Origin of the sequence: Rubritalea squalenifaciens DSM 18772, from assembly GCF_900141815.1 — a bacterium.
GTDB lineage: Bacteria > Verrucomicrobiota > Verrucomicrobiia > Verrucomicrobiales > Akkermansiaceae > Rubritalea > Rubritalea squalenifaciens.
Genome location: NZ_FQYR01000004.1, coordinates 670,426 through 692,737, shown reverse-complemented (window position 1 = coordinate 692,737; position 22,312 = coordinate 670,426). Strand labels below are relative to the sequence as shown.

Below are 22,312 nucleotides of genomic sequence, written 5' to 3'. Positions count from 1 at the left end.
GCTTTATAACTGACACCCATAAAGTAGCTTCCTATTATATCACACATGCCTGCTACTTCTTTAGTTAGATCCCCAAAGTATCTACTTATCTCATTCACTTGTATTTTAGCCCTCTCCACACCTGTCTCACTCGGCTATCAGTGGCATTTGAGCAGTAGCCAGGATAAAACAAAAGGTAAATGGCAAGTGGCTCAAGACTACGCTCGGGAAAAAGGTGTTGAGATCGATATCAATGCCTACATCGACTCAAAAAAAGGCAATGGCGTTGCTCTTATTGATGGCCACCCCTGGCTGAAGGAAGTTTTTTCAAACACAGACCATGTGTCTTCTGGGCTTACTGAATTACCGGCCTTACCCAACGGAGTCCCCATTCTCGATCGGGATCACAATAAAAACATACTCCTGATCAGAGAGAGACTAACCATTCCCACCAAGGAAAAACTAAGCGACCGGGAAGTGATTGAAAGACTTCAAGAAGCCTTAACTCCATGCAATCAGGATTTAGACCGCCTAAAACAAGCCATCATGGAGTCTAGCGACCTAGGCACCGAATCTCTTAAGGCTGCGAAAGGCTCAGTGAACTACCATTTCAGGGTCAAACTCATGCATGACCTGCTACTTACCAAGGCTTATTGCACGCTGATGCTAGGCGGCAATGATTGTAGTGATTTTCAAGCGGCCTGTAAATTAAGGGAACTCTATAGCAATCACGGTGTAGGCTCCCTCTTAGAAACCACCGTAAACATCGCCATCAAGCTAAGGACCGAGTCTACAGCAAATGCCTACGCTTATTCGCCGCAGGCCAAAACGAATACGGTAAAACAATTAGTTGCAATCTTGCCCAGCAAGCCGAACCATCTAAATTTCAAGCTTATAATACGCAGTGAACTTGCGGCCGTATCTGTCATCTGGGCTGACATGCACGAGGATGTAAAAAAAGGGAGAAACCCTCTTTACCCAGATTCTAGCCCAATGCCTGAGCACGTCTTCCTTGAGATACGTTCTGATTTCATCCGCTTCTACATCGACTATCTTATCAAACCAGACGAGACCGCAGTAGATATACAGCCATCCGATCTTGAACCGATCGCCGGGGACCTTGACCCTAGAGTCCGCAACCTAAAACCACACAGTCGACAGATGATAACCGACATCATGGATGGTATGGATAAACATTACCATATCTATCTCAAGTCAGACATGCAGCTTGGCCTCAAACGCCTCGCCCTAGCTTCTCGCCTCTATCAGCTTGAAAATGGCCAGTATCCAAAGACTCTCTCCCAGATCACCCCAAAGTACCTGACTAAGCTTCCCACCATCCCTCACACCGGAACACCTTTCAGCTATCACCCTCCGGCTTCACCTAGCTCTCTACCCAACTTCACAGGCTCTCTTACATTCGGTAGCAAACGGATCGAGGTTGACTGGCTTCATCCAGTAAAAGATTAGAGTGTAGCGGTGGGCGACGGACACCGAAAACCGACTAGCTATTGCTTCCGAGACAGTCTAGAAGTCTTCTACTGGAGCTATTCCATTAACTTCCTAGCTTTATAACTGACACTGCCCAAAGTGGCTTCTAGGGTCAGCCCATGTCGTCGCCATCAGTCAGCAAAACAAGCAGAAAACCAGGACTCAAGTTCGCAGCCCTTACTATGATTCTCATCCTCTCTGTTGGCTCCTACTTTGCCCATCAATGGTACCAGGACAAACAATGGAGACTGGCCGAGCAGAAATGGCTGGATACCCAAGCCTATGCCAAGGAAATGGGAGTAGAGCTGGACCTCAATACCTATATCGACTCACACAAAGGCGAAGGCACCGCCCTCATTGACGACCATCCATGGCTCCAAGAGCTCTTTGATTCGACCAAGGAGCCACGCAACAAACTCGTGGACATTCCCGGTCTTGATGTCGGCGAGATTGGCCTCACTCATGACCATGCGGAGAACTTGCGCAGTATCCGCAAAGCTCTTCAAATTTCAGAAGACGAGCAATTCACAGAGAAAGAACTCGCGCAGCGCCTTCTGGACGCGATGTCTCCAGCAAACGAGGAGCTCGATAGATTTGTAAGTGCTGTCATGAAGTCTACAGACTACGGATCCCAGTATCTCAAAGACTCCAAGGGATACGTCATGGCTCGCATCACTATGAATCTTGTCAATAGACTTACTGCTAGAGGATATGCGCGTCTCGTCCTCGACTCTGGGAATTCTAGTGATCTGGAGGCTTTGATTCACTTCCACAAGCTCGACAAGCAGCATGCTTCACTCACCCTCATCGGCCATACTGTCTCTATTGCCACTGACTTACAAATCACAGGGACCATAGCCGCCTATTCCTTTTCACCAGAGGCGAAAGCTGAAGTGATTGCAAAACTCCTCAAGCAGCACCCACTACACCTCATGCACCCGACTTTCCGGGAGATGTTCCGCGACGAGATTCCTGCAGTACTGGTCATGATGGAAGATGCTTATTTTAACGAAGACCAGCCCCAAGAAAGCTCAGGTTTTGACTCGCTGGGCTACAGTAAGGCCTCTCCGCTTATCATGCATAACCTGCGCTCGGACTATGTGCGCTTCATGATCGACCATTTCCTGCGCCCCAATAGCTCCAAGCTTATCGCACCGGGAGATCTCGACTCCATTGACGACATCAATGACCCTAGGATCAGTCACTACAGCCTCCTCAGCCGCACAGCCATATCCATCGTTACCATTGGTCTTTCCTATTACTACCACAACAGCTTGGATTCCGATATGAAGCTCTCAAGCCACCGACTGGCGCTAGCCACTCGCCTCTATCAGCTCGAGAACGGAGAATATCCAAAAGACCTCTCCCAGCTCAGCCCAGAGTACCTGACTAAGCTTCCAACCATCCCGCACAGCGGGAAATCCTACAGCTATATCCCGCCTAGCTCTCCAGAGGAGAAACCCAACTTCACCGGATCCCTCCAATTTGGCGACAAGATGATTGAGACCAATTGGCTGAATCCTATTCAGGACAAGTAGTCGCCTGTAAAAAAGCGCTAGCCCCGGCCCTCCCAGACCGAGGCTAGCTATTTACCTCACATCAAAATTGGTTGAAATTCACTTGAGTATCGATCGCCGGACATCGACCACCTTCGGACTCTTTCCGCAGGGCTGCATACAAGCAGTCATCTGGGGGGAAAAAATCCGTCTCTTGACCGAACGTTTAGAGAACAGTCCGCAATCGAAAATTTCAAGATATGACGGGGCAGGGTTCATCGGGGGGTTAAGCAGTTAAAAGCTCTATGTAACACACAGGGATCTTATCCAACAAATTGGCCAAAAAGTCAATAAATCGCTAAAAAAGAGCTACTAACACATACAGGAAAGCCCTTTATTTCAGGCATTACATGGACTCACCTTAAGCATTCTAACACTTTAAGAAATGCTTACTATCTTGCATAACTCGTTAATTATAGATCCTCGAAGACACAAAAAAGCCACCCCATGACTGAGGTGGCTACTTTGAATAAAGCGAGGTGAAGGGTTATCGCATCGGCTTACCCTCTGCTTGTCTCACCTTGGTGGGCTTATCGAACTCTAGGTAAGTCACACCAGTAAACTTGTTGGAAGCCGCATCGATGCTCTCCACACGCATGCGGCGCAGGGTGTATTCATTCCCTACTCGCATGATATCCGTGACCTGGAACTGCTTGAGCGGCTTACCAGCAGCATTGTAGCCAACGACTTTCATCAAAGCGCCCTGCTTGCTGTGAACCCAAACATAAACGATCTGGTAGTCACCCACATTCTTATTCGGGTTGATCAGGCGTAGCTTGTAACATGGCTGGCCATTGACTCTCTCCTGCCCCTCGACTTTGGCGTCTTTCCAATACAGGAAGCGCATGGACAAGTCCTCGTAAGTCAGGTCAGTTCCATTGATGGTTTCCGCCATCTTGTTATCATTAAATTTGAGCGTCTTTCCATTCTTGATCTCAAAGAGATCAAACATGTCGTCTTTCAGCCTCATGTGGAAACGGTTAGGCTGACCTTTGATCTTGTAGTGGAACTGGATATCGTCCCCACGAAGGAATAGAGATACCGGCATCTTCTTGCCATCCTTGGTCATATGACCATGCAGATCCTGATGTTGAAGAGTGGATACGTAGCGTGCTGTCGCCAGAATGCGTTCGGCCGCTTCATCAGCCTTTACCACACTTGTCATAGCACCTGCACACACGCACAGAGCGATCATTGCTTGTCTTATCATGCTAGAAAAATAACACTTCATATTTACTTAGACCTCAAGCAAATTCTTTTTATTCAAAAAAAATCGGAGATGCCGTCATGCCGAAGCACTGTATTCTCAGTCACTCGCCAAAACTGCCGACACTTTTTTCAAAAAACTCGCGCACTTGAGGCTTGAAGATTTTACACTTTCCAGCACTCATTGTCGTCAATCGCGTACACCGAAGCACCACATGAGCCTCCGCACACAACTTAACGAAGTCCTTCCAGAAATCCTCCCAGCTAATCCTAAAGAGGCCATCAAGGGGACCGAATTGATCCGACTGGTCAGAATGAGGCTCAATGGAAATTACTCGGACGCCTCCCTGCGCTATCACTTTTCTATCATGTCCTGCGACCCTGGCTCCTCGATTGCCAAGGTAGACAAAGGTCAGGGCTACTACCGCCGCACGGCTCCCGTTCCAGCCCTATCTGGAGCCCAGGAACTCCTCTCTCTGACCCAAGGCCGCCTCGATGATTTGAGTGGTGATCAGAGCACCGTCGACCAGGCTCTTATGCGCGTGAAGAAATTCCGCGCCATCGTGCATCGCTGGTGTGAGGTGAACGGACGCTTCCCTTTTGTTTTCCGTGAGCCATTCCAACAGGATGCACCAATGGGCAATCTCTGGAAATTTCCAGAACTGGTCATGGTAGACTGGGAAGGTGCCGGAGAAGATGACGACGAAAGTGCCATCCTCCAACTCAAGAAAAACCTCTCCCTCCCCCCATTCCGCCTGCATGCTGCTAGACTGCGTATTTTCCCGAGCCATCACAGCTTCAGAGAAGACTTCTTCCAGGCGCTGAGCGCATCCGTTTGGGCAAATGGTGGTGAACTCATCTATGCCGCACCTATCGAAGACGAGGCTCTTACTGAGGCCTACCGCAAGCTCAATGCCGCCTTCGGTGTAGGAGTCACCTCCTTTGGCCTGAATCCATACGCCATTGATGACCTGCCTCGCCCAGCTCATATCCTTAATGCCCACCCTCGTGAAACTGAGGCACTCATGGAGAGACTCGAAATCTCCCGTATCGCAGCTGCCCATTCCAAACCACACATCGACTGGAATGCTCTCGAGGCCATCCGCAACGATTCCTCCGAGGTGGACGCCCTCTTCAGCTGGCTCAACGAAAGCCTCGTCACAGGCAAACGTAAGCCTTACGAAACCGTCTAGGCAGAGGCGTTCCTTCCCCTAACGTTTAATACGGAGATATAATCAAGATGTCTTAATTATCAGCCTCTGGGGACTAATCTCTTTAAAATTCCCTGAATGGGCAGACGCGTTAGAATGGCTTAGGTGGGAAGTTTTTTAAAATAAGGAAAACATGGCCAGATCTCGCTTCAGGGACGCATTTTGCGCTTTCCCAGCGACTCTCCATAGAGACACTTCCCGCCACAACTTCTATGAGCGATACTCCTAATCCACTCGACTTTGTTGGCCGCATCGCAGCTGAGCTCAAACTCCGCGATGCCCAAGTAGCCTCCACAGCCAAGCTCCTTGCCGAAGGAGCTACAGTGCCCTTCATTGCCCGTTACCGAAAGGAAGCCACTGGCAGTATGGATGAGGTCGCCATTACGACGATCAGGGACCGTATGCAGCAACTCGGCGAACTCGAACGCCGCCGCCAAGCTATCGTTAAAAGCCTGGAAGAACGCAAACTCCTCACGCCCGAACTGAAAAAGAAAGTGGCAGAAGCGGATACCATGACCCGCCTGGAAGACGTCTTTGCCCCGTTCAGACCGAAACGACGTACACGCGCCACCATGGCCAAGGACAAGGGACTCGAGCCTCTAGCTGATTTCATCTGGGACAACCGCGACAACGGCAGCACGGATCTAGAAACAGAGGCCGCCAAGTTTATCGTCGAGAGCGATGACAAGGAAGTCGCCGTACCTAGCTCGGAAGAGGCGCTTGCCGGTGCCAGAGACATCATTGCGGAGCGTATTGCTGATGATGCTGAGTGCCGTGCAGAACTCCGCACCTTGATCGAAGACACTGGCATCATCACCTCCAAGGTCCTGATGTCCAAACAGGAGGACCCAGCTGCGCAGAAATTTAAAGATTACTTCGACTGGAGCGAATCCCTGCGTGATGTCCCATCTCACCGTCTCCTTGCGATGCGCCGGGGTGAAAAAGAAGGATTCCTCTTCATGCGTATTTCTGCAGATCAGGATTCAGCGATTGAAATCCTCCGCTCCCGTTTTGGCGGCACCAGAGGAGTAGCTGCAGATCAACTAGAGCTCGCACTAACAGATGCTTACAAGCGTCTGCTCTCTCTCTCCTTGGAGACCGAGTTCCGTATGAGCACCAAGAAAGACGCAGACGCTGAAGCGGTACGCGTATTTGCTGACAATCTTCGAGAACTCCTCCTCGCCTCCCCTCTGGGCCAGAAGCGCACCATCGCCATTGACCCAGGTTTCCGTACAGGTTGTAAGACTGTCGTTCTGGATGCTCAGGGCACCCTCCAGTTTGACGCAGTACTCCACCTAACCACGAGCGCATCCCAAGCCAGAGAGTCCGGTATGATCCTCAAGAAAATGGTCGAGCACTACAAGACTGAGGTCATTGCCATTGGTAACGGTACTGCCTCCAGAGAAGCTGAGGCCGCGGTCAGAGCAGCAGGCTTACCTGGCAGCATCCCCATCGTTGTCGTCAATGAATCAGGAGCTTCCATCTACTCTGCCAGTGAAGTTGCGCGTGAAGAATTCCCAGACAAAGATGTGACCGTGCGTGGCGCCGTCTCGATTGGACGCCGCCTCATGGATCCCCTCTCCGAACTCGTCAAAATCGATCCAAAGTCCATCGGTGTAGGCCAGTACCAGCACGACGTGGACCAGAATATGCTCAAGAACTCACTGGATGACACCGTGATCTCCTGCGTGAACGGCGTCGGTGTCGAGGTGAACACAGCCAGCCGCCAGCTTCTCAGCTATGTTTCTGGCCTCAACTCGACGATTGCCACAAACATCCTCGAGTACCGCAAGCTACATGGCCCATTCAAGTCTCGCGAGGAATTGAAGCAAGTTCCTCGTTTCGGAGACAAAACCTTCGAACAAGCAGCAGGCTTCCTGAGAATCCAAGGCGCTGAAAATCCACTGGATCAGTCAGCAGTCCACCCAGAGCGTTATGCACTGGTTGAAAAAATGGCTGCCGACTTGGGCTGCTCCCTGGAAGATCTCATCAAGTCCAGCGACCTCCGCAAGAAGATCAAGCTGAATGATTACGTGACCCCTGAGGTGGGCCTCCCCACCCTCAAGGATATTCTCGACGAATTAGCTAAGCCGGGCCGTGACCCGCGTGCCAAGTTTGAGGTCTTCACCTTTGCTGAGGGCATCGAAAAGCCATCCGATCTGGAAATCGGCATGAAGCTTCCTGGCATCGTAACCAACGTGACCAACTTCGGCGCCTTCGTCGATGTGGGAGTCCACCAAGACGGTCTGGTACACATTTCCCAGCTCGCCGATAAATTCGTAGATGACCCTAACGAGGTCGTCAAAGTAGGTCAGAAAGTCAATGTCACCGTGACAGAGGTAGACCTGAGCCGAAACCGTATCGCCCTCTCCATGAAGTCAAACCCTGAAACCTCCTCCAGAGGAGGCGGCGGTGGAGGTGGACGCCGTGATTCAGGCGGTGGCAGACCTCAGTCCAGAGACAGACGCCCAAGACAGCAAAACCAGCAGTTTGGCGGTAACTGGTTTGATAATGCCCTACAGAATGGCAAACGCTAGCCATGGTCATTATCTGATCACATCCAAGTCCATGGTGATCAAAGGACGATTATTACACTTATTTATTATACATTTTTGATTTTTTCTGCTTTTCAGCCTAATTTTTGATTGCTGTGATGAGTTCTTAAGGTGTCGCCCCGTAGTTACCCAGACTACAGGGCTACACCGATTACTCACACACTTCACATAGCGATCGAAAAATGAGCCTACATGCACAATTAAGCCCAGAAGCCCAAGCAGCCTTGGCTGCTCAAAAAAGGAATTCTACCATCTCAGCGATCATCATCGCCTTGCTGGTATTTGTCCTTTTGTTGGTGATACTCTTTTACATTTTCATCAACCCTCTGATTAAAGAGACTCCAGAGATCATCACCTTCAATGCTGGGAGCCAGGTTGAAGACAGAATTGAGAAGCCTGAAGTTACCAACCAAGTAGAGCGTAAGCCTTCTGCACCATCTTCCTCCATGGCAAAGGTGATTGCAGCCTCCACAGCATCTCCTACTGCTGTACCTGTACCAGACGTACAAATCACCGAACCACAGCTCGACTTCGGTAGTGGCGACGACTTTGGTAGCGGCTGGGGCGACGGCGATGGCGACGGCACTGGCGGTGGCGGATTTGGCAACATCCCAGCTTCCATGAAAAAACGCTGCTCCAAGGCTGACCGTCTTGAGCGCCTCACCAAAGAAGGTGGTACTCCTGAATGTGAGGAAGCTGTAGTCAATGCACTTCGTTGGCTCCAGAAGACTCAAAACAAGAACGGCTCATGGACCAACTCACAGCCAGTCGGCATGACAGGCCTGGCCCTCCTCGCCTATCTTGGTCACTGTGAGACCCCTAACTCCGCCGAGTTCGGACAGACCGTCAACGACGCCATCGTCTACCTCGTAGGCATCGGCATGAAGAACAACGGCTCTCTCGCTAAAGACCTTAAAGACAAACACTGGCCATATGAGCACGCGATTGCCACCTATGCTCTCGCTGAGGCTTACACATTCTGTAGCAAGCAGAACATCAACATCCCGAACCTTAAAGAGGTTGTCCAGATGGCTGGCAACCACATCCTCAACAGCCAGCACAGCAGAACTGGTGCCTGGGACTACAATTACGACATGACAGGTGGCCGTGGTGGTGACTCCTCTATCGTATGCTGGCACCTACAGGCACTTAAAGCCTGCAACCACACAGGACTGGAGTTCCGCAACATGTCCAGCGTAGTTCGAAACGCTCTCGACTATCTTGAGAAATGCCAAAAAGGCAATGGCGGTGTCTACTACACTCCAGGCGGCGGCAAGCACGCTTCCATGACTGGCGGCTCAATGCTTTGCCATCAACAGTGGGGCAAGTCCGCTCGCTCTACTGTTCGTAAAGCTGCCAAGTTTGCCCGCGACGTCAAATTTGGTTACGACACAGCAGACGCTGACCTCTACGCCCACTACTACTACGGTCAGGCTATGATGAACCGTGGTGGCAGCGAATGGAGAGACTACAATAACAAGTTCCGTGACGAGATCCTGAAGAACCAGGCTGCTGACGGCTCCTGGCGCAAGTCTCCAGGTGGTGGCCAGACACTCAATGCAGTGGCCCCAACCTTCGTCTCCGGCGAATACAGCCTCCACTACCGTACCTGCCTCTGCACCCTCATGCTGGAAGTCTACTACCGCTTCCTTCCTGGTACATCTGCCAAGTAAGCAGCCTGACCAACTGACTCTCTAAAAACAAAAGCCCCGACTCATCTCTGAGTTGGGGCTTTTTTGGTAAATCAAATGCAGCTTAGCGCCTACCTTGCAGAGCTCTGAGTAAAGTCAGCTCGTCAGCATGCTCCAAGCCTCCACCAGCAGGCAAGCCTTGGGCGATGCGTGTGACCAAACACCCCTTGGATGACAACATGTCGGTGATGTAATTTGCAGTGGCTTCACCTTCCACATCAGAACTCAGCGCCAAGATAACCTCTACCTCATCCAGAGCTTCCACTCTTTTCAGGAGCTGAGACAGACGTAGATCTTCTGGCGTCACATTGTCCAGTGGAGACAGCTTACCCCCCAGACAATGGTAATAGCCATTGAATGCTCCGCTACGCTCCAGAGGCAGCACATCAGTAGGCTGCTCCACCACGCATAGCAAATGCTCATCACGGCCTGCATCATCACAGACACGACAACCCGCCTCAGTCGCAAAGAATCCACAAACAGAGCAAGACTGAACATCCCTCTCAGCAGCTAACAAGGCCTCTGCTAGCTCATGAGGATTTTTCCTTTTATGCTGAATCATCCACATCGCAATGCGCTCAGCACTGCGCGGTCCCACGCCGGGCAAACGCTTGAGTTCAGCAATGAGATCCGTAATCGGTTCAGGATAATCTGCTCGCGCCATAGACCTCTACCCTTCTTTACGGCTAGCCTCTTCAGAGGTATTTGGCTTCCAACGACTCACGCCGTCAGACAACTCATCTGTTCCACTGGAAGATTTGGAGCTGACTTCCTGCTCTTGTTTTTTCACAGGCAGCGGAAAAGGCACAGTCTCTACTCTGATATGCTCCTCTTCGACCACCTCCTCAATAATCTCCTCGGAGGTTTTCAGGTGAATGTGTTCTTCACCAAGGTGAAGAGCTATATCACACGGCATCCGGTGCTGGGAGCTATAGACCACGGCACAAAACCATGACCAAATGACCGCTACCGCTGGAACTACAGGCGACCAGAACTTGCCCCAAAGAACAAGTAACGGAGCTACACCAATCAATAGCACCAAGGCGAAAAAGCCCACGAAAAATCGTCTCCAAGCACCTGGTGAATCTAACACCGCGAGAGCAACCAAGATGGCAAGAACCCCGCCAAGAGCCCAATCCCAATGAGGTGCCCACGTAGAAAAGTCTTGCTGATAAAACGGCTTCCCCTGAAACACCTCAGTGAGGCGCTGTTGGGCAACACCTAACACCCCCATTACATCCAGCCCTATAGCCAAGCCAGCGCCAGCCAGCCCACAGAGGAATCCTGGCAGCGCAACTTGACCAATCGGTTTAACGACATGAGTGCTCATAATATCGAGTAGATGCCGCTGACACACTAACCGCTTAGGTTATCATCAGCTGGCTTACTCGCATCATAAGACTGAACTACCAGATCACTCAAGTATTTGTCCGAATCAATTGTCGATTCTTTTGGTAATTCGAAGGTGTCGAGCCCGGTATTACGCTGAACCAACTTCAGCCCGAACTGGTAATCCTTGAATTTATCGTGGCAGATCTGAAGGACACTTCGCCCCTGTTCAGCTGAAATATCCGCCAGACAGGCTATTGCTTCTTCTGAGAATGAGATCTTCACCTTGTGTTTCGCCCTAAATTCCTTCGTGAAGAATTCTACTTCATCCCTCACTTTGGCCATATCAATACGTGTGCCTTCCTCTCGATACTTTTCCAGCACAGCAGATTTATGCTCCATCAGCTCACGATTCACTGGCAGCTCAGTGATCGAGGTCCCCGGCAGCTCAAATTTGAAATCACGTAGCTGCGCTGCGAGCACCGTCATCAGGGCACGCGCACCAGTATTCTCTTTTTCCGCCAGCTCGGCGACGTACTCAATGGCACTATCCTCAAATTTGGCACTAATGCCGTAGGCCTCAAACTCGCGCTCATACTGCCTGAGCAAACTCCCCTCCGAGTACTTCATAATATTGACGAAATCCTTCTTTTCCAACTTCTCACAAACCACCCTGACTGGAAGACGGCCGATAAACTCAGCTTCAAAGCCAAAATCAATAAAGTCCTGCGTATTTACATGCCGGAACAGCTCCCTATCCAGTACTTCCTCTTTCGCATCCACTTGGAAGCCAATGCGGGAGCTCTGCACCCTCTTGGAAATCAATTTCTCCAAACCACTGAAAGCTCCACTCACAATAAAGAGAATGTTTCTCGTATTGATGGTCTCCTTCTGCGGCTTTCTGCCGCTCTGCATGTCCATCATTGCCATCATCTGGCCCTTCATATCCATCGGGTTACGCAAGGCGACCTCCGTCTCCTCCATCAGCTTGAGCAAGGTCGTCTGCACCCCTCGCCCACTAACATCCCTACCGATGGTATTTCCACCCTTGCTAGCCAGCTTATCAATCTCATCGATGTAGATGATGCCATACTCAGCCAGCTCCACGTCACCATCAGCCTTGCGCACGAGATCGCGCACCAAGTCATCGACATCCCCTCCAACATAACCTGTCTCTGAAAATTTGGTGGCATCTGCCTTCACAAAAGGCACGCCAATGAGCTCCGCAATATGCTTCACCAGATAGGTCTTACCAACCCCCGTAGGCCCCACCACAATAACATTCTGTTTCTGGTATTCAAAACCAGCAGGCAAATCCCCGTGGTCACGCTCGTAGGCCTTGATGTATTTTGCGTGATTGTAGTGATCACAGACTGCGATCGACAAAGCCTTCTTGGCCTCATCCTGGCGAATTACAAAACGGTCCAAGTGAGCCTTGATCTCTCGAGGCCTATAGTTGAAGGAAAAGATCTCTTCTGAGTTCTGCATTTTGCTAGGCTCTGCATCCCCCTTCCCCTCAGCAGCACGCTGTTCGCTGAAGGCACTCGCTCCGCCTACAGGAATCGTAATCCCACCCAGACGCTTGAACAAATCCTCCAAGGTCTTCTGGATTTCCTTGGACTCATCTGGCTTATCCTTGTCCTTTTCACTCATACATCGCGACTATCCACCAGCTTTGGAGGGCTCGCCACTGGAAAAAGCCGGTAATTTTCTACCCACAAAAAAAGCCCGATCATAACGACCGGGCTTCTTATTTCAAACTTGTGTAGAGGCTGAATTAACCACCTGTGCGTGGACTACGCTTCTTAGGCTTCTTGTCAGCAGGCGCCTGCGCTGTCGGTTTAGCCGCTCCTCTGGCAGCTTCCTGCTGGGCCTGCACTTCCTCCATCTTCTCGGCAAGGCGCTCAAAGAAACCCTTCTTGCGTGGCTTACCGTCATCGTCTCCGCCACCTTTCTGGCCAGGCTTCTTCTTGCTAAGCTCTGGCTCAGGAAGACGCTGCATCAAGAGAGTCTGACCGATAGAAATAATATTCTGAGTAGACCAGTAGAGAGCCAAGGCTGACGCGTAGTTGTAACAGAAAAAGAAGAACATCAGCGGCATCAGCATGAAGATACGGCGCTGCAGCTTGTCTCCGGTCTGTGGTGTCAGACGCATCTGGAAGATCATGGTCACAGCCATCACGATCGGAAGCATGTTGATAGGCAGTCCCCAAATTTCGTAGACGGTATCAGGCAAGGAAAGGTCATCTACCCAAAGGAAACTAGCACCCCGCATCTCGACCGCAGAACCCAGCATCTTGAAGACACCGAAGAAGATCGGAATCTGAAGAAGCATCGGAAGACAGCCCCCCATCGGGTTCACACCGTACTCACGATACAGCTTCATGGTCTCCTGATTCATCTTCTGCGGGTTGTCCGCATACTTCTCCTTGAGCTCCTTCATCAATGGCTGAAGCTTGCCCATACGCTTCATCGTGCGTGTGGACTTGTTATGAAGCGGCCAGATCAGAATACGGATGAATAGTGTGAGAAGAATAATCGCGGCTCCCCAGGCCCAGCTATAACCCTCGAACCAGTTGTGAATGTGGTTCACCGCCCAGTTCATGAAATTCGCCACGAACCAGAACCAGCCGTAGTTCATGATAGGATCCGTGTTAGGGCCGACAGTCTTGATGATGTCACGCTCCTTAGGCCCCATATAGATATCAAAGGCGTAGCTCTGCTGCTCATCCTTACCGAGAGACTTATCCGGGAAATCAACGCCCATCTCAAACATCCAGCGCTTCTTCTGGTCGTCGTTGTCGCCAAGATCAATCTCACGGCCTGTCGCCCAGATAGAATCGGATGAGAAACCCTTCGGCATGAAGAAGGTGGTGAAGAACTGGCTATTCACACCCGCATATTCAAGGTTGGTCGTTTTTACCAACTCGACAGGCTTGGCGCTGCTGAACCAGCCTTTAGTGAAGGGTCCCTGCTTATCAAATTCAAAGCTGCCGTCCGCATAGTAGAACCAGCCAGCCTTATCTTGAAGTTCATCCGTGTGCAGAGGAGCTGCTGTCCCCGTATAAACACCCCAGTCATTGAGGTTAACACTGGAATCTCCGGTATTTTTGAAAGTAACCGCCAGGTGAAGCTGATACCCTTTGGTGTCTGCGCCGTCCTTAAGGGTCCATTCCTTGGTGACTTGAAGACCATTCTCTAGAGTCGCACGATAGGTAACATGATCGTCGCCTTCTTTGCCGCCGGAGACAATCTGATAGTAGGTCTTATCGATCTTCTTGAAATCATCAGCCAAAGCACCCACCGCATAGCTTGAACGAAGGTTCAGCCTCACGTGACCATCACCATTGACCTCCTTCTGGTTAGGAAACTCCGCATCATTCACTCCACCACCGAAGCTGGTGAAGTTATAGATCACGTCGACTTTCTCGCCATCCTTGCCGATCAGCTGGAATGGAACATCCTCACGTGTTTCTCTCTCGATCTCAGGCTTCTCAGTAATCAGCTCAGGCGCCTTCTCAGTACCTGCAGGAGCTTCAGATTGCTGCTCTTCCTGCTGCTTCTGCCGATCCAGGTCCTCCTGGTTCTTCATCATGAACTGATAGTTCAGCATCAGGCCAAGCCCGCAGACGATAAGTATGATCCAAGCTTTACGATCCATAGTAGATTTAAGTGATTAGATAGTCGTTAAGATTTTTTCGGAGGCACTGGGTCGTGCCCACATTTGCCCCATGGGTGGCAGCGGCAGATGCGGCAGATTCCCAGCCAGCTTCCATAGAGTGCACCGTGTATTTCCACGGCTTCGAGAAAATAGTGGGAGCAACTTGGTGTGAATCGACACCCAGAATGGGGTCCCCCCAAGGCCCGCAAAATCGGGTTCAAGAATTTCTGGTAAAAACGTATCCCCAGACGGATGATAATGACTGGCAGCTTTTTCACTCCGGAACCTCCTTGAGAAGCCCAAAGTGCCTGGCCTGCTTAAGCCAGTCTTTTTCCAATTCATGGAAACTCGCCTCGACAGCCCGCCACCGAGCAATCGTGACAATGTACCGGTCTGTTTTGAGCTGGTCACCATGTTTTTGGATAATTGCCCGGAATCTCCGGCGCAGTAGGTTACGCAGATGCGCCTTACCTACTTTCTTAGTAACAATAAAACCGAGCTTGAAATGATCCAGCTCGGGTTCCTGTAAAACGCTGACAACAAGATAGCGCCCCGGTCTCGACTTCCCATATTCTCTGACACGGGCAAATTCTGCCCGCTGTGTCATGGAGAACTTTCGCGGAAGGCGCATGGGGCGCATCAATCACCGGCTTGTTTCTCTGTAGGCTCACAGTCCCTAGACTATGAGCCCATGTGAGAAACGATGAATTAGCCGTGCTGTGTTGTGTGGCGCTTGAAGTGAATCTCTGCACCCTTCGGAAGAAGGCGCTTGCGTCCCTTTTGACGGCGACGACGAAGGATGTCACGGCCAGCTTTAGTAGCCATGCGTGCGCGGAAACCGTGTTGGCGCTTGCGGGAACGCTTAGAAGGTTGGTAAGTGCGTTTGCTCATGATAAAAATCCCTTGGTGATAAAATTGATGTCCCTTCCCTACTGGAGACAATAGGACGGGGCGGGCAAACTAGATATTTCCAGCCGCTTGTCAATACGTCATTCTTACTTTCTTGCAGATTCAGGCAAATTCAACTGCCAGAGAGGCTATTTTTCTGCCCCTGACCTCATTTTATAGCTGGGAGAGCGGATGTCGGCATGCTAATTTACTACTTATAACAGTGTTATTTTTTGCGAGATAATGATTCCTACTTCAGCCAGTGCCGAGCACCTCAAATCATCTGACACCCCCCGTGTAGAGACCGCAACGATCGAAGACCTGGACTCCCTGGTCGACCTCGTCCAAGAGCTTTTCGAGCTCCAAGGTGACTTCACCCCGAACCGGCAGGCTCAGGAAGACGGCCTTCGTTTGATTCTCGAAGAGCCCAGCCGCGGACGCATTTTCATTCTACGCAACGACCACCAGATACTCGGCATGGTCAACCTCCTCTTCACGATCTCCACAGCGATGGGCGGCATGGTCATTTTGTTGGAAGATTTTATCATTCATCCTACCCATCGAGGACAAGGTTATGGTAGTATGCTCATCGATCACGTGATCAAGTTTGCTAAGCAAAAGAATTTCCGACGCATCACTTTGCTCACGGACAAAATCAGCGCCGACTCCCAAAACTTCTTCAAGAAACTTGGTTTTTCCTACTCCAGCATGATTCCGATGAGAATGACATTAGAATGAAACTAGAACTGGCAGCCCTCTCCCAAAGCGATGTCCCAGCCCTTACCATGCTGGCCTTCTCATTCTTTGCGCTGGGAGTGATCGCCACGATTATCGTTCGACTCATTCGCCACAGAAACGACAAACCTAGTCCAGAAGAGCAACTCATTGAAGAGTGCTCCAAAGAGGAGCACAGTAACAAACGTCAAGCCACCCCTGTTCGTAAAAAGAAGAAACCCAAGGGCAACCCTTGGGAACGAGATCCAGATTGGTGGAAAAACGAGTAAGCTTTGCGTCTACCTATCTCTTCCTAGTAAGCTTTTCGACTCTTCGATGCTAAGCTCCGTAAAATCCTGCTTACTGATGATATCCGGCTGCTTGTACACACCACGCCTGCTCTCTGTTTTGGCATTCGCGGGCTTGGCCAGATAGTGATTTCTGTTTTGAACATTGGCCTGCCCGGCAGCATACTGGTTTGCTCCATAGTTCTGCCCGTTCACTCGAGCCAACTGCCCCTGCGCCATGGCCTGTTGCTGAACAAACTCAGGTGAGTACTGGAAATGGCTACCATCGGTCTTGCCTCCATACTGCTTGTTGGCGTAGTCCGTATTCCTGCCCCAGCGCTTCTTACCGTATTTCTCCGTAGTGTAATCCTGCCCACCGAAACTTCGAGCGGAGAGATACTCCTGTCGCCCATCGTATTGGCTGCGCACATCTTTATTAGGTCTTACTGAGCCATCAGCTTGCTGCTGGTAGCGGACATCACTCTCATACTTGGAAATCCCACTGCTCTCACCCCTGGTGTAGCTCACTTTGCGCTCGGAAGCACATGAGGACAAAAGCAGAATAGCCGCGCCTAAGCTGAATGGTAATGTCTGGAGAAGTCGCATTAGGAAGGGCTTATAGCCTATCACTCCAACCATTCAAGCTCACATTTCCGCGAAACTATTCGTCACAGATATTGTCGATACGGATTGCCATCTCCAGATCAGCCTCTGTCACTCCTCCAATCTCATGAGTCGTCAGTGCTAGCTTCACCTTGTTATAGCGGATATCGATATCCGGGTGATGGGAAGCATCCTCGGCGGCCTCGGCGATCAAGTTCACAAAGTCTATCGCATCCATAAATTCCTCGAACTCAAGTTCTCGAATGATTTTGCTCCCTTTAATCTCCCATTCGGGACATTTGCGCAGCTCTTCTTCTAATTCGCTAGGAGATATAATTTCTTCAGACATAACAACGACACTGTGATTTAAACAATTCACATAATGCTTTCATAGACATACACTTGGCAAGCATGATCGACAGAAATCCGCACTCTTCCGTGAGCTATTGATTTCTAGATGAATCCAAGCTAAACTCCAGAATGATCAAAAAACTTCTCCATGCTGTGTCGGGAGCGTTTTGCTTGTTCGCCTTTGCAAACTGCACTTCAAGCACCCCTGCTGCCCGTATCCAACAAAATCCCGTAATTTACGACAATCTAAGCTCCAAAGATCAAGAGCTTGTGAAGCAAGGTCGCATCGCCAAAGGCATGAGTAAAAAAGCGGTCTTTCTTGCCTGGGGCCACCCCAGCAACAGCATGGCCGGATCTCGCGACGGAAGTGATTTTGAGCGCTGGCTCTACAATAGCTATCGGCCTGTCTACACGAACCGGTTCTATGGTAACTATGGTTACCGTTGGGGAAGATATGGCCACCCATACTCCGGTTTCGGATTCGGCCCGGAAGTTAATTATGTACCGGAACGCACCGCCTACGTGGAATTCCGCAAGGAGCGCGTGACCAGCTGGGCCAGGAGAAGGTGAATGACTTCTGCGTTTTTTTCACCAAAAACACATTGCAACCCATAGCCGGAAATATTAGCTATGTTGTGCGTATGAAGAAGTACCTCCTTATTGTTAGTGGTATTGCTGCAGCTTTGCTTTCCTCCTGCACCAATATGTCGTCCGGATCCTACCACAGCTATGATCTGCCTGCAAAGAAGCCCAGTAACCCTTCCAATGTTAGGGTCAAGGTATCGACCAGCAATCAAATGGTCTATGTGATGGAAGGCCAAACACCACTTCTTGTGATGCCTGTATCCGTAGGTACAGCCAAGACCCCTACCCCTAAGGGAAATTTCCGCATCTTCAAGAAGGATCACTACCACAGGGCAAATAGCCATGGCTACGCTTACAATGGCAACCAGAGCGTGAAGACTTATATCTACAAAAAGCCTGCCGGCTGGAAATTCAAAGGCACTCCAATGCCCTACTGGTGTGAGTTCAAACAGCACTACGGTTTCCACACAGGCTGGATGAAGCATGCCCCGTGCACCCATGGCTGTATCCGTATGCACGAAAATGTAGCTCCTAAGTTTTATAGCCTAGTCCGTGTTGGCACCCCGGTCAACATTGCTACAAGCCAGCCGGAGGACGCCACCCTCGGCCGCAACGTGCCTCGCCCTCCTGATGCAGGCCCACTCAAAGACTACCCGAACGATTTTTACCTTGGGAAAGGCTACTTCACCAAACACAAGACTCCGACCTACAACTAAAGGCCGGATAAAAATTATCAATTTAGCCTCAAACCCGCGCAGGATCACTCCTCGCGGGTTTTTGCATTTTGTGACTCATCTTTGCCTTGGGTGAAAAAAATAGTTGCCATCAGGCGTTCTACGAGCCATCTTTCAGAAGTCTAAACGATCTGACGGAACTACTTTATGAGTCCGTCTTGGGAGTGTCACCCCACTACTTTGCGGCACAATATCTTTATGATATCCGCAAGTGACCACTGCCGGCATTCGGCTATGGAATTGTGGACGCCACCATATCGCCCCCAATCGTACCCTCTACGTAGGTTAAGACCCAAACCAAAACACCTAGTTTTATCACCTCGGACTAGAGATCCTACTCTCAAGCACACTCAGCGCTACGGCTTCAGCTCCCATGCTAGCCATCGCATTCCAATTCCCAATGAAATAGCGCGAAAGCTTTATCCCAATTTTTCACACACTAACCATCCATGAGCGAAGCTAAAACGGAAGGGGTAACTCCCGAAGAAAAAGCGGCACCTAAGAAAAAGACGGCTAAAAAAGCCGCCAAGAAAGCCACCGCTAAAAAAGCAGCCAAGAAAACTACCAAAAAAGTAGCGGCTAAAAAGACAGCCAAGAAGGCTGCCAAAAAGGTCGCCGCAAAAAAGGTAGCTGCTGACTCCGCACAAGCTGAACTTAATTTCGTCGCCGAATCTTCTGCCTCTCCAGCTCCTAAGGCTGAGAAGAAGCCTGCTGCCAAAGCTAAGAAACAACCAGCCTCTGAGACTGAAAGCACTGAAGCTCCAGTCAAAGAAGCCAAAGCCGCCGTCGAATCCAAGTCTCCATCTCCCGAGACACAAGCTGCTCCAGTCAAGGAATCAGATTCCAGAGACAAGCAGCAGAATGACCAGAACAGGGACAACTCCCAAAAGAGGAACCACCACGGACGCCAGAACAAAAACGAAGGCCGTCAGAGACATGGACGCGTAAAAGGCGGTGGCCGAGTCGACCGGAACAATAACAACAACCGCAACAAAGGCCGCAACAAGAAGAACAACCGCCACAATAACAACAAATCTCAGCACGAGGATCGCGAGCGCAAGCCAGTTGAACTCACTGGCGATCCAGTAGCTGTCGGCGGAATTCTCGAACTCAGCTCCAAAGGTTTTGGCTTCTTGCGTGAACTCAACAAGGGACTCGACCAATCTCGTGACGATGTTTTCGTCACCCCTGAACTGATCCGCAGCCTAGGCCTGCGTGACGGCGTCTGGATCAAAGGCGTAGCCAAGCAAGGTCCACGCGGTCTCCAAGTGACCGAAATCAAGGACGTCAACGGCATGAAGCCGGAGGCTGCCCGTAAGCTCCCACACTTTGAAGAACTCAAAGCCGTCAACCCGGACAAGCGCATCCCATTTGAAACTACCCCAGAACGCTTCACCACACGTGTCGTGGACATTATTTCCCCTGTTGGCCGTGGCCAGCGTGGACTGATCGTCTCCCCTCCTCGCTCGGGTAAGACCACTCTCATGATGCACATGGCAGAAGCTGTGAGAGAAAAGTATTCTGAGGATCTTCACCTCATGATCCTGCTCGTAGATGAGCGCCCGGAAGAAGTGACCGAATTCAAACGATCACTTCCCGACGCAGAGATCTATGCCAGCTCCAACGACTCCGGCGCCAAAAATCATTGCCGAGTTGCGGAGATCGCCATCGAACGCGCCAAGCGTCTCGTCGAGGCGGGCCAGCACGTCTTCCTGATGATGGACTCTATCACACGTCTCGCACGCGCCTACAACACTGCCATGGGTGGTGACAAGAAGAGCCGAGGCCGCGGCATCCAGTCCGGCGGTATCATTGGCGGCGCATTGGAAATGCCACGCCGTCTCTTTGCCTCTGCACGCAACACCCGCAATGCAGGGTCCCTGACAATCATCGCCACAGCACTGGTGCACACCAACTCCCGTGCAGATGATGCCATCTTCCAGGAATTCAAGGGCACAGGTAATATGGAGCTGGTTCTCGACCGTCGTATTGCTGAGCAGTACATCTACCCAGCTGTGGACATCTTCAAATCCGGCACACGCCGTGAAGAACTTCTTCTGCCTGAGCACATCCTGCACAAGATTCACCTCATCAGACGCGGGCTCTCAGGCCATCGCCCACATGAGGCAATGGAGCGCCTTATTTTCTTCCTGAAGCGCTTCCACAGTAATGCCCAGATGATGCTGGAGATTAAGGGCTAATCACTCCTCCCATCACATGCCGTCAGCAACCAAGCCAGTCGTCACCCGCTTCGCGCCCTCGCCGACTGGCCACTTGCACCTTGGCCATCTCTATGCGGCTCTCATTGCCCGTGATTATGCCAAGGATCACGGCGGCAAGTTTCTTCTCCGTTTCGAAGACATCGATATCACCAGAGTCCGCCCGCACTTCTACGATGATATAGAAGAAGACCTCCATTGGATGGGTATATCATGGACAGGGACACCACTCAGACAGACTGACCGATCAAGCGCTTATGAACAGGCCTTGGAGACATTAAAATCACTCGGCGTAGTCTATCCCTGCTTTTGCACGAGAAAAGACATCGAGCGCGAACTCCAGCATCTCACACGCGCCCCCCATGGCCCAGAAGGCCCCCTCTACCCCGGAACCTGCTTGAAACTCAGCCCAGATCAAGCGTCCACCAGACTTAGCCAAGGTGAATCACCAGCATGGCGCTTCAATGCCAGCAAAGCCTCCCAGCTCTGTGGACCTCTTAGCTTCGACGATCAAAATTTCGGTAAAATCGCAGTAGCCCCAAATCTTCTTGGCGACACGATTCTGGCCCGCAAGGACATCGGCACCTCCTACCATATTGCAGTCGTCATTGATGACGCCTATCAAGAGATCAGCCACGTCACTCGCGGAAAAGACCTGCTAGCCTCTACCCATCTGCACCGGATGCTGCAGACCCTACTCAAGCTGCCCACTCCATCCTACCTTCATCACGACCTGATAGCCGATGCCGAAGGAAACCGCCTGGCCAAGCGCCACCAATCTTTATCCATCCGTAGCCTGAGAGAAGAAGGCTACTCACCTGAGCAAGTATGGGTGATGCTGGAAAAGGCTCCTAAGATCTAGACCACACCAAGTGCTCACGGGCGCTGACGTGTTGCCTCCTCTGTCCTTTGCAGAACAAACTGGCGCACATCCTGAGGTGCATACTTGAAACTCTCCACCTCTTCCCGAGCGGCCTTCCGGTACCATGAAGGCTTATCGCCCTTGTCCATCCCTCGATACATTTCCGATTGAAATGCCAGATACTTCCAAGAATTGACTTCTGCAGTCGAAGCATCCTCCATTCCTCTGATCGGTTTAGAATCGAGTAGGCTGGCTCCAGAGCTCCCCGCCTGGCTGGCATAGGACTGATCCAGATTTTGCAGAGAGTTCCTGAAGCCCTGCAAATGCAGACTCGGTTCAGTACAACTCACGGCGAGAAATGCCAGAACCAAGATAAGCATTGCTTTCATA

At 50.9% G+C, this 22,312-nt stretch carries 22 protein-coding genes; 11 read left to right on the top strand and 11 right to left on the bottom strand.

The window, feature by feature from the left end:
- Positions 1-45 precede the first annotated feature (45 nt).
- Together BUB27_RS13145 and BUB27_RS13140 are read left to right on the top strand one after the other, a co-directional pair.
- Positions 46-1,449 (top strand): hypothetical protein, encoded by a 1,404-nt coding sequence (locus BUB27_RS13145; RefSeq protein WP_143184303.1) that lies wholly within the window; start codon positions 46-48, stop codon positions 1,447-1,449.
- 140 nt (positions 1,450-1,589) lie between these two features.
- A complete protein-coding gene (locus BUB27_RS13140; RefSeq protein WP_143184302.1) occupies positions 1,590-3,008 on the top strand; it encodes a hypothetical protein in 1,419 nt (472 codons plus the stop codon).
- Between the two features lie 505 nt (positions 3,009-3,513).
- Here BUB27_RS13140 and BUB27_RS13135 read toward each other — a convergent pair.
- Entirely contained in the window at positions 3,514-4,236 is a 723-nt protein-coding gene (locus BUB27_RS13135) for an outer membrane lipoprotein-sorting protein (protein WP_159434957.1), read from the bottom strand.
- Between the two features lie 211 nt (positions 4,237-4,447).
- Between BUB27_RS13135 and BUB27_RS13130 the strand changes: the two genes are divergently transcribed.
- The 3 genes from BUB27_RS13130 to BUB27_RS13120 all read left to right on the top strand — a co-directional run bounded on the left by BUB27_RS13130 (position 4,448) and on the right by BUB27_RS13120 (position 9,671).
- Positions 4,448-5,425, top strand: coding sequence for a hypothetical protein (locus BUB27_RS13130; protein WP_143184300.1), 978 nt, complete (start codon positions 4,448-4,450; stop codon positions 5,423-5,425).
- 230 nt (positions 5,426-5,655) lie between these two features.
- Positions 5,656-7,980 carry a Tex family protein gene (locus BUB27_RS13125; RefSeq protein WP_143184299.1) on the top strand — a complete coding sequence of 775 codons (2,325 nt, stop codon included), beginning with the start codon at positions 5,656-5,658 and terminating at the stop codon, positions 7,978-7,980.
- 200 nt (positions 7,981-8,180) lie between these two features.
- On the top strand, positions 8,181-9,671 hold the full coding sequence (locus tag BUB27_RS13120) for a prenyltransferase/squalene oxidase repeat-containing protein (protein ID WP_143184298.1): 1,491 nt from the start codon (positions 8,181-8,183) through the stop codon (positions 9,669-9,671).
- 82 nt (positions 9,672-9,753) lie between these two features.
- Here BUB27_RS13120 and recR read toward each other — a convergent pair whose 3' ends face one another.
- The 7 genes from recR to rpmH form a co-directional block, all read right to left on the bottom strand.
- On the bottom strand, positions 9,754-10,353 hold the full coding sequence (recR, locus tag BUB27_RS13115) for a recombination mediator RecR (protein WP_143184297.1): 600 nt from the start codon (positions 10,351-10,353) through the stop codon (positions 9,754-9,756).
- A gap of 6 nt (positions 10,354-10,359) precedes the next feature.
- Positions 10,360-11,019, bottom strand: coding sequence for a hypothetical protein (locus BUB27_RS13110; RefSeq protein WP_143184296.1), 660 nt, complete (start codon positions 11,017-11,019; stop codon positions 10,360-10,362).
- Positions 11,020-11,045: 26 nt separating this feature from the next.
- Positions 11,046-12,671: an AAA family ATPase gene (locus BUB27_RS13105; RefSeq protein WP_200797122.1), complete on the bottom strand. Its 1,626-nt coding sequence runs from the start codon at positions 12,669-12,671 to the stop codon at positions 11,046-11,048.
- A 124-nt stretch (positions 12,672-12,795) separates the two neighbouring features.
- Positions 12,796-14,679 (bottom strand): membrane protein insertase YidC, encoded by a 1,884-nt coding sequence (gene yidC, locus BUB27_RS13100; protein ID WP_143184295.1) that lies wholly within the window; start codon positions 14,677-14,679, stop codon positions 12,796-12,798.
- 26 nt (positions 14,680-14,705) lie between these two features.
- Complete coding sequence (gene yidD, locus BUB27_RS13095; protein WP_234991751.1) at positions 14,706-14,957, bottom strand: membrane protein insertion efficiency factor YidD; 252 nt, start codon at positions 14,955-14,957, stop codon at positions 14,706-14,708.
- A complete protein-coding gene (gene rnpA, locus BUB27_RS13090) occupies positions 14,954-15,310 on the bottom strand; it encodes a ribonuclease P protein component (protein WP_159434956.1) in 357 nt (118 codons plus the stop codon). The genes yidD and rnpA overlap by 4 nt, the downstream gene beginning before the upstream one ends.
- A gap of 77 nt (positions 15,311-15,387) precedes the next feature.
- Complete coding sequence (gene rpmH / locus BUB27_RS13085; RefSeq protein WP_143184293.1) at positions 15,388-15,570, bottom strand: 50S ribosomal protein L34; 183 nt, start codon at positions 15,568-15,570, stop codon at positions 15,388-15,390.
- Between the two features lie 240 nt (positions 15,571-15,810).
- Here rpmH and BUB27_RS13080 point away from each other — a divergent pair, with 240 nt between their 5' ends.
- Positions 15,811-16,305: a GNAT family N-acetyltransferase gene (locus tag BUB27_RS13080; protein WP_143184292.1), complete on the top strand. Its 495-nt coding sequence runs from the start codon at positions 15,811-15,813 to the stop codon at positions 16,303-16,305.
- Positions 16,302-16,571 (top strand): hypothetical protein, encoded by a 270-nt coding sequence (locus BUB27_RS13075; RefSeq protein WP_143184291.1) that lies wholly within the window; start codon positions 16,302-16,304, stop codon positions 16,569-16,571. Before BUB27_RS13080 ends, BUB27_RS13075 begins: the two co-directional genes overlap by 4 nt.
- Positions 16,572-16,580: 9 nt before the next feature.
- Here the strand turns inward: BUB27_RS13075 and BUB27_RS13070 are convergent, their stop codons facing one another.
- Both BUB27_RS13070 and BUB27_RS13065 read right to left on the bottom strand, forming a co-directional pair.
- Entirely contained in the window at positions 16,581-17,174 is a 594-nt protein-coding gene (locus tag BUB27_RS13070; protein ID WP_143184290.1) for a hypothetical protein, read from the bottom strand.
- A gap of 55 nt (positions 17,175-17,229) precedes the next feature.
- On the bottom strand, positions 17,230-17,520 hold the full coding sequence (locus tag BUB27_RS13065) for a 4a-hydroxytetrahydrobiopterin dehydratase (protein WP_143184289.1): 291 nt from the start codon (positions 17,518-17,520) through the stop codon (positions 17,230-17,232).
- A 131-nt stretch (positions 17,521-17,651) separates the two neighbouring features.
- On the opposite strand from BUB27_RS13065, the gene BUB27_RS13060 reads away from it, so the two are divergent.
- The 4 genes from BUB27_RS13060 (at position 17,652) to gluQRS (ending at position 21,922) form a co-directional block, all read left to right on the top strand.
- Positions 17,652-18,092, top strand: coding sequence for a hypothetical protein (locus tag BUB27_RS13060; RefSeq protein ID WP_143184288.1), 441 nt, complete (start codon positions 17,652-17,654; stop codon positions 18,090-18,092).
- A 71-nt stretch (positions 18,093-18,163) separates the two neighbouring features.
- The gene (locus BUB27_RS13055; RefSeq protein ID WP_143184287.1) at positions 18,164-18,823 is read left to right on the top strand and encodes a L,D-transpeptidase; all 660 of its coding nucleotides are present in this window, start codon (positions 18,164-18,166) and stop codon (positions 18,821-18,823) included.
- A 467-nt stretch (positions 18,824-19,290) separates the two neighbouring features.
- Positions 19,291-21,042, top strand: coding sequence for a transcription termination factor Rho (rho, locus tag BUB27_RS13050; protein ID WP_143184286.1), 1,752 nt, complete (start codon positions 19,291-19,293; stop codon positions 21,040-21,042).
- Between the two features lie 16 nt (positions 21,043-21,058).
- Positions 21,059-21,922 (top strand): tRNA glutamyl-Q(34) synthetase GluQRS, encoded by an 864-nt coding sequence (gluQRS, locus tag BUB27_RS13045; protein ID WP_143184285.1) that lies wholly within the window; start codon positions 21,059-21,061, stop codon positions 21,920-21,922.
- A 14-nt stretch (positions 21,923-21,936) separates the two neighbouring features.
- Here gluQRS and BUB27_RS13040 read toward each other — a convergent pair whose 3' ends face one another.
- Positions 21,937-22,311 carry a hypothetical protein gene (locus BUB27_RS13040; protein WP_143184284.1) on the bottom strand — a complete coding sequence of 125 codons (375 nt, stop codon included), beginning with the start codon at positions 22,309-22,311 and terminating at the stop codon, positions 21,937-21,939.
- Position 22,312 lies beyond the last annotated feature (1 nt).

Excerpts from the sequence above, each read along its gene's own strand:
- BUB27_RS13145 (WP_143184303.1), top strand. The coding sequence starts at position 46 with ATGCCTGCTACTTCTTTAGTTAGATCCCCAAAGTATCTACTTATCTCA.
- BUB27_RS13140 (WP_143184302.1), top strand. The coding sequence starts at position 1,590 with ATGTCGTCGCCATCAGTCAGCAAAACAAGCAGAAAACCAGGACTCAAG.
- BUB27_RS13135 (WP_159434957.1), bottom strand. The coding sequence starts at position 4,236 with ATGATAAGACAAGCAATGATCGCTCTGTGCGTGTGTGCAGGTGCTATG.
- BUB27_RS13130 (WP_143184300.1), top strand. The coding sequence starts at position 4,448 with ATGAGCCTCCGCACACAACTTAACGAAGTCCTTCCAGAAATCCTCCCA.
- BUB27_RS13125 (WP_143184299.1), top strand. The coding sequence starts at position 5,656 with ATGAGCGATACTCCTAATCCACTCGACTTTGTTGGCCGCATCGCAGCT.
- BUB27_RS13120 (WP_143184298.1), top strand. The coding sequence starts at position 8,181 with ATGAGCCTACATGCACAATTAAGCCCAGAAGCCCAAGCAGCCTTGGCT.
- recR (WP_143184297.1), bottom strand. The coding sequence starts at position 10,353 with ATGGCGCGAGCAGATTATCCTGAACCGATTACGGATCTCATTGCTGAA.
- BUB27_RS13110 (WP_143184296.1), bottom strand. The coding sequence starts at position 11,019 with ATGAGCACTCATGTCGTTAAACCGATTGGTCAAGTTGCGCTGCCAGGA.
- BUB27_RS13105 (WP_200797122.1), bottom strand. The coding sequence starts at position 12,671 with ATGAGTGAAAAGGACAAGGATAAGCCAGATGAGTCCAAGGAAATCCAG.
- yidC (WP_143184295.1), bottom strand. The coding sequence starts at position 14,679 with ATGGATCGTAAAGCTTGGATCATACTTATCGTCTGCGGGCTTGGCCTG.
- rnpA (WP_159434956.1), bottom strand. The coding sequence starts at position 15,310 with ATGCGCCTTCCGCGAAAGTTCTCCATGACACAGCGGGCAGAATTTGCC.
- rpmH (WP_143184293.1), bottom strand. The coding sequence starts at position 15,570 with ATGAGCAAACGCACTTACCAACCTTCTAAGCGTTCCCGCAAGCGCCAA.
- BUB27_RS13080 (WP_143184292.1), top strand. The coding sequence starts at position 15,811 with ATGATTCCTACTTCAGCCAGTGCCGAGCACCTCAAATCATCTGACACC.
- BUB27_RS13075 (WP_143184291.1), top strand. The coding sequence starts at position 16,302 with ATGAAACTAGAACTGGCAGCCCTCTCCCAAAGCGATGTCCCAGCCCTT.
- BUB27_RS13070 (WP_143184290.1), bottom strand. The coding sequence starts at position 17,174 with ATGCGACTTCTCCAGACATTACCATTCAGCTTAGGCGCGGCTATTCTG.
- BUB27_RS13065 (WP_143184289.1), bottom strand. The coding sequence starts at position 17,520 with ATGTCTGAAGAAATTATATCTCCTAGCGAATTAGAAGAAGAGCTGCGC.
- BUB27_RS13060 (WP_143184288.1), top strand. The coding sequence starts at position 17,652 with ATGATCAAAAAACTTCTCCATGCTGTGTCGGGAGCGTTTTGCTTGTTC.
- BUB27_RS13055 (WP_143184287.1), top strand. The coding sequence starts at position 18,164 with ATGAAGAAGTACCTCCTTATTGTTAGTGGTATTGCTGCAGCTTTGCTT.
- rho (WP_143184286.1), top strand. The coding sequence starts at position 19,291 with ATGAGCGAAGCTAAAACGGAAGGGGTAACTCCCGAAGAAAAAGCGGCA.
- gluQRS (WP_143184285.1), top strand. The coding sequence starts at position 21,059 with ATGCCGTCAGCAACCAAGCCAGTCGTCACCCGCTTCGCGCCCTCGCCG.
- BUB27_RS13040 (WP_143184284.1), bottom strand. The coding sequence starts at position 22,311 with ATGAAAGCAATGCTTATCTTGGTTCTGGCATTTCTCGCCGTGAGTTGT.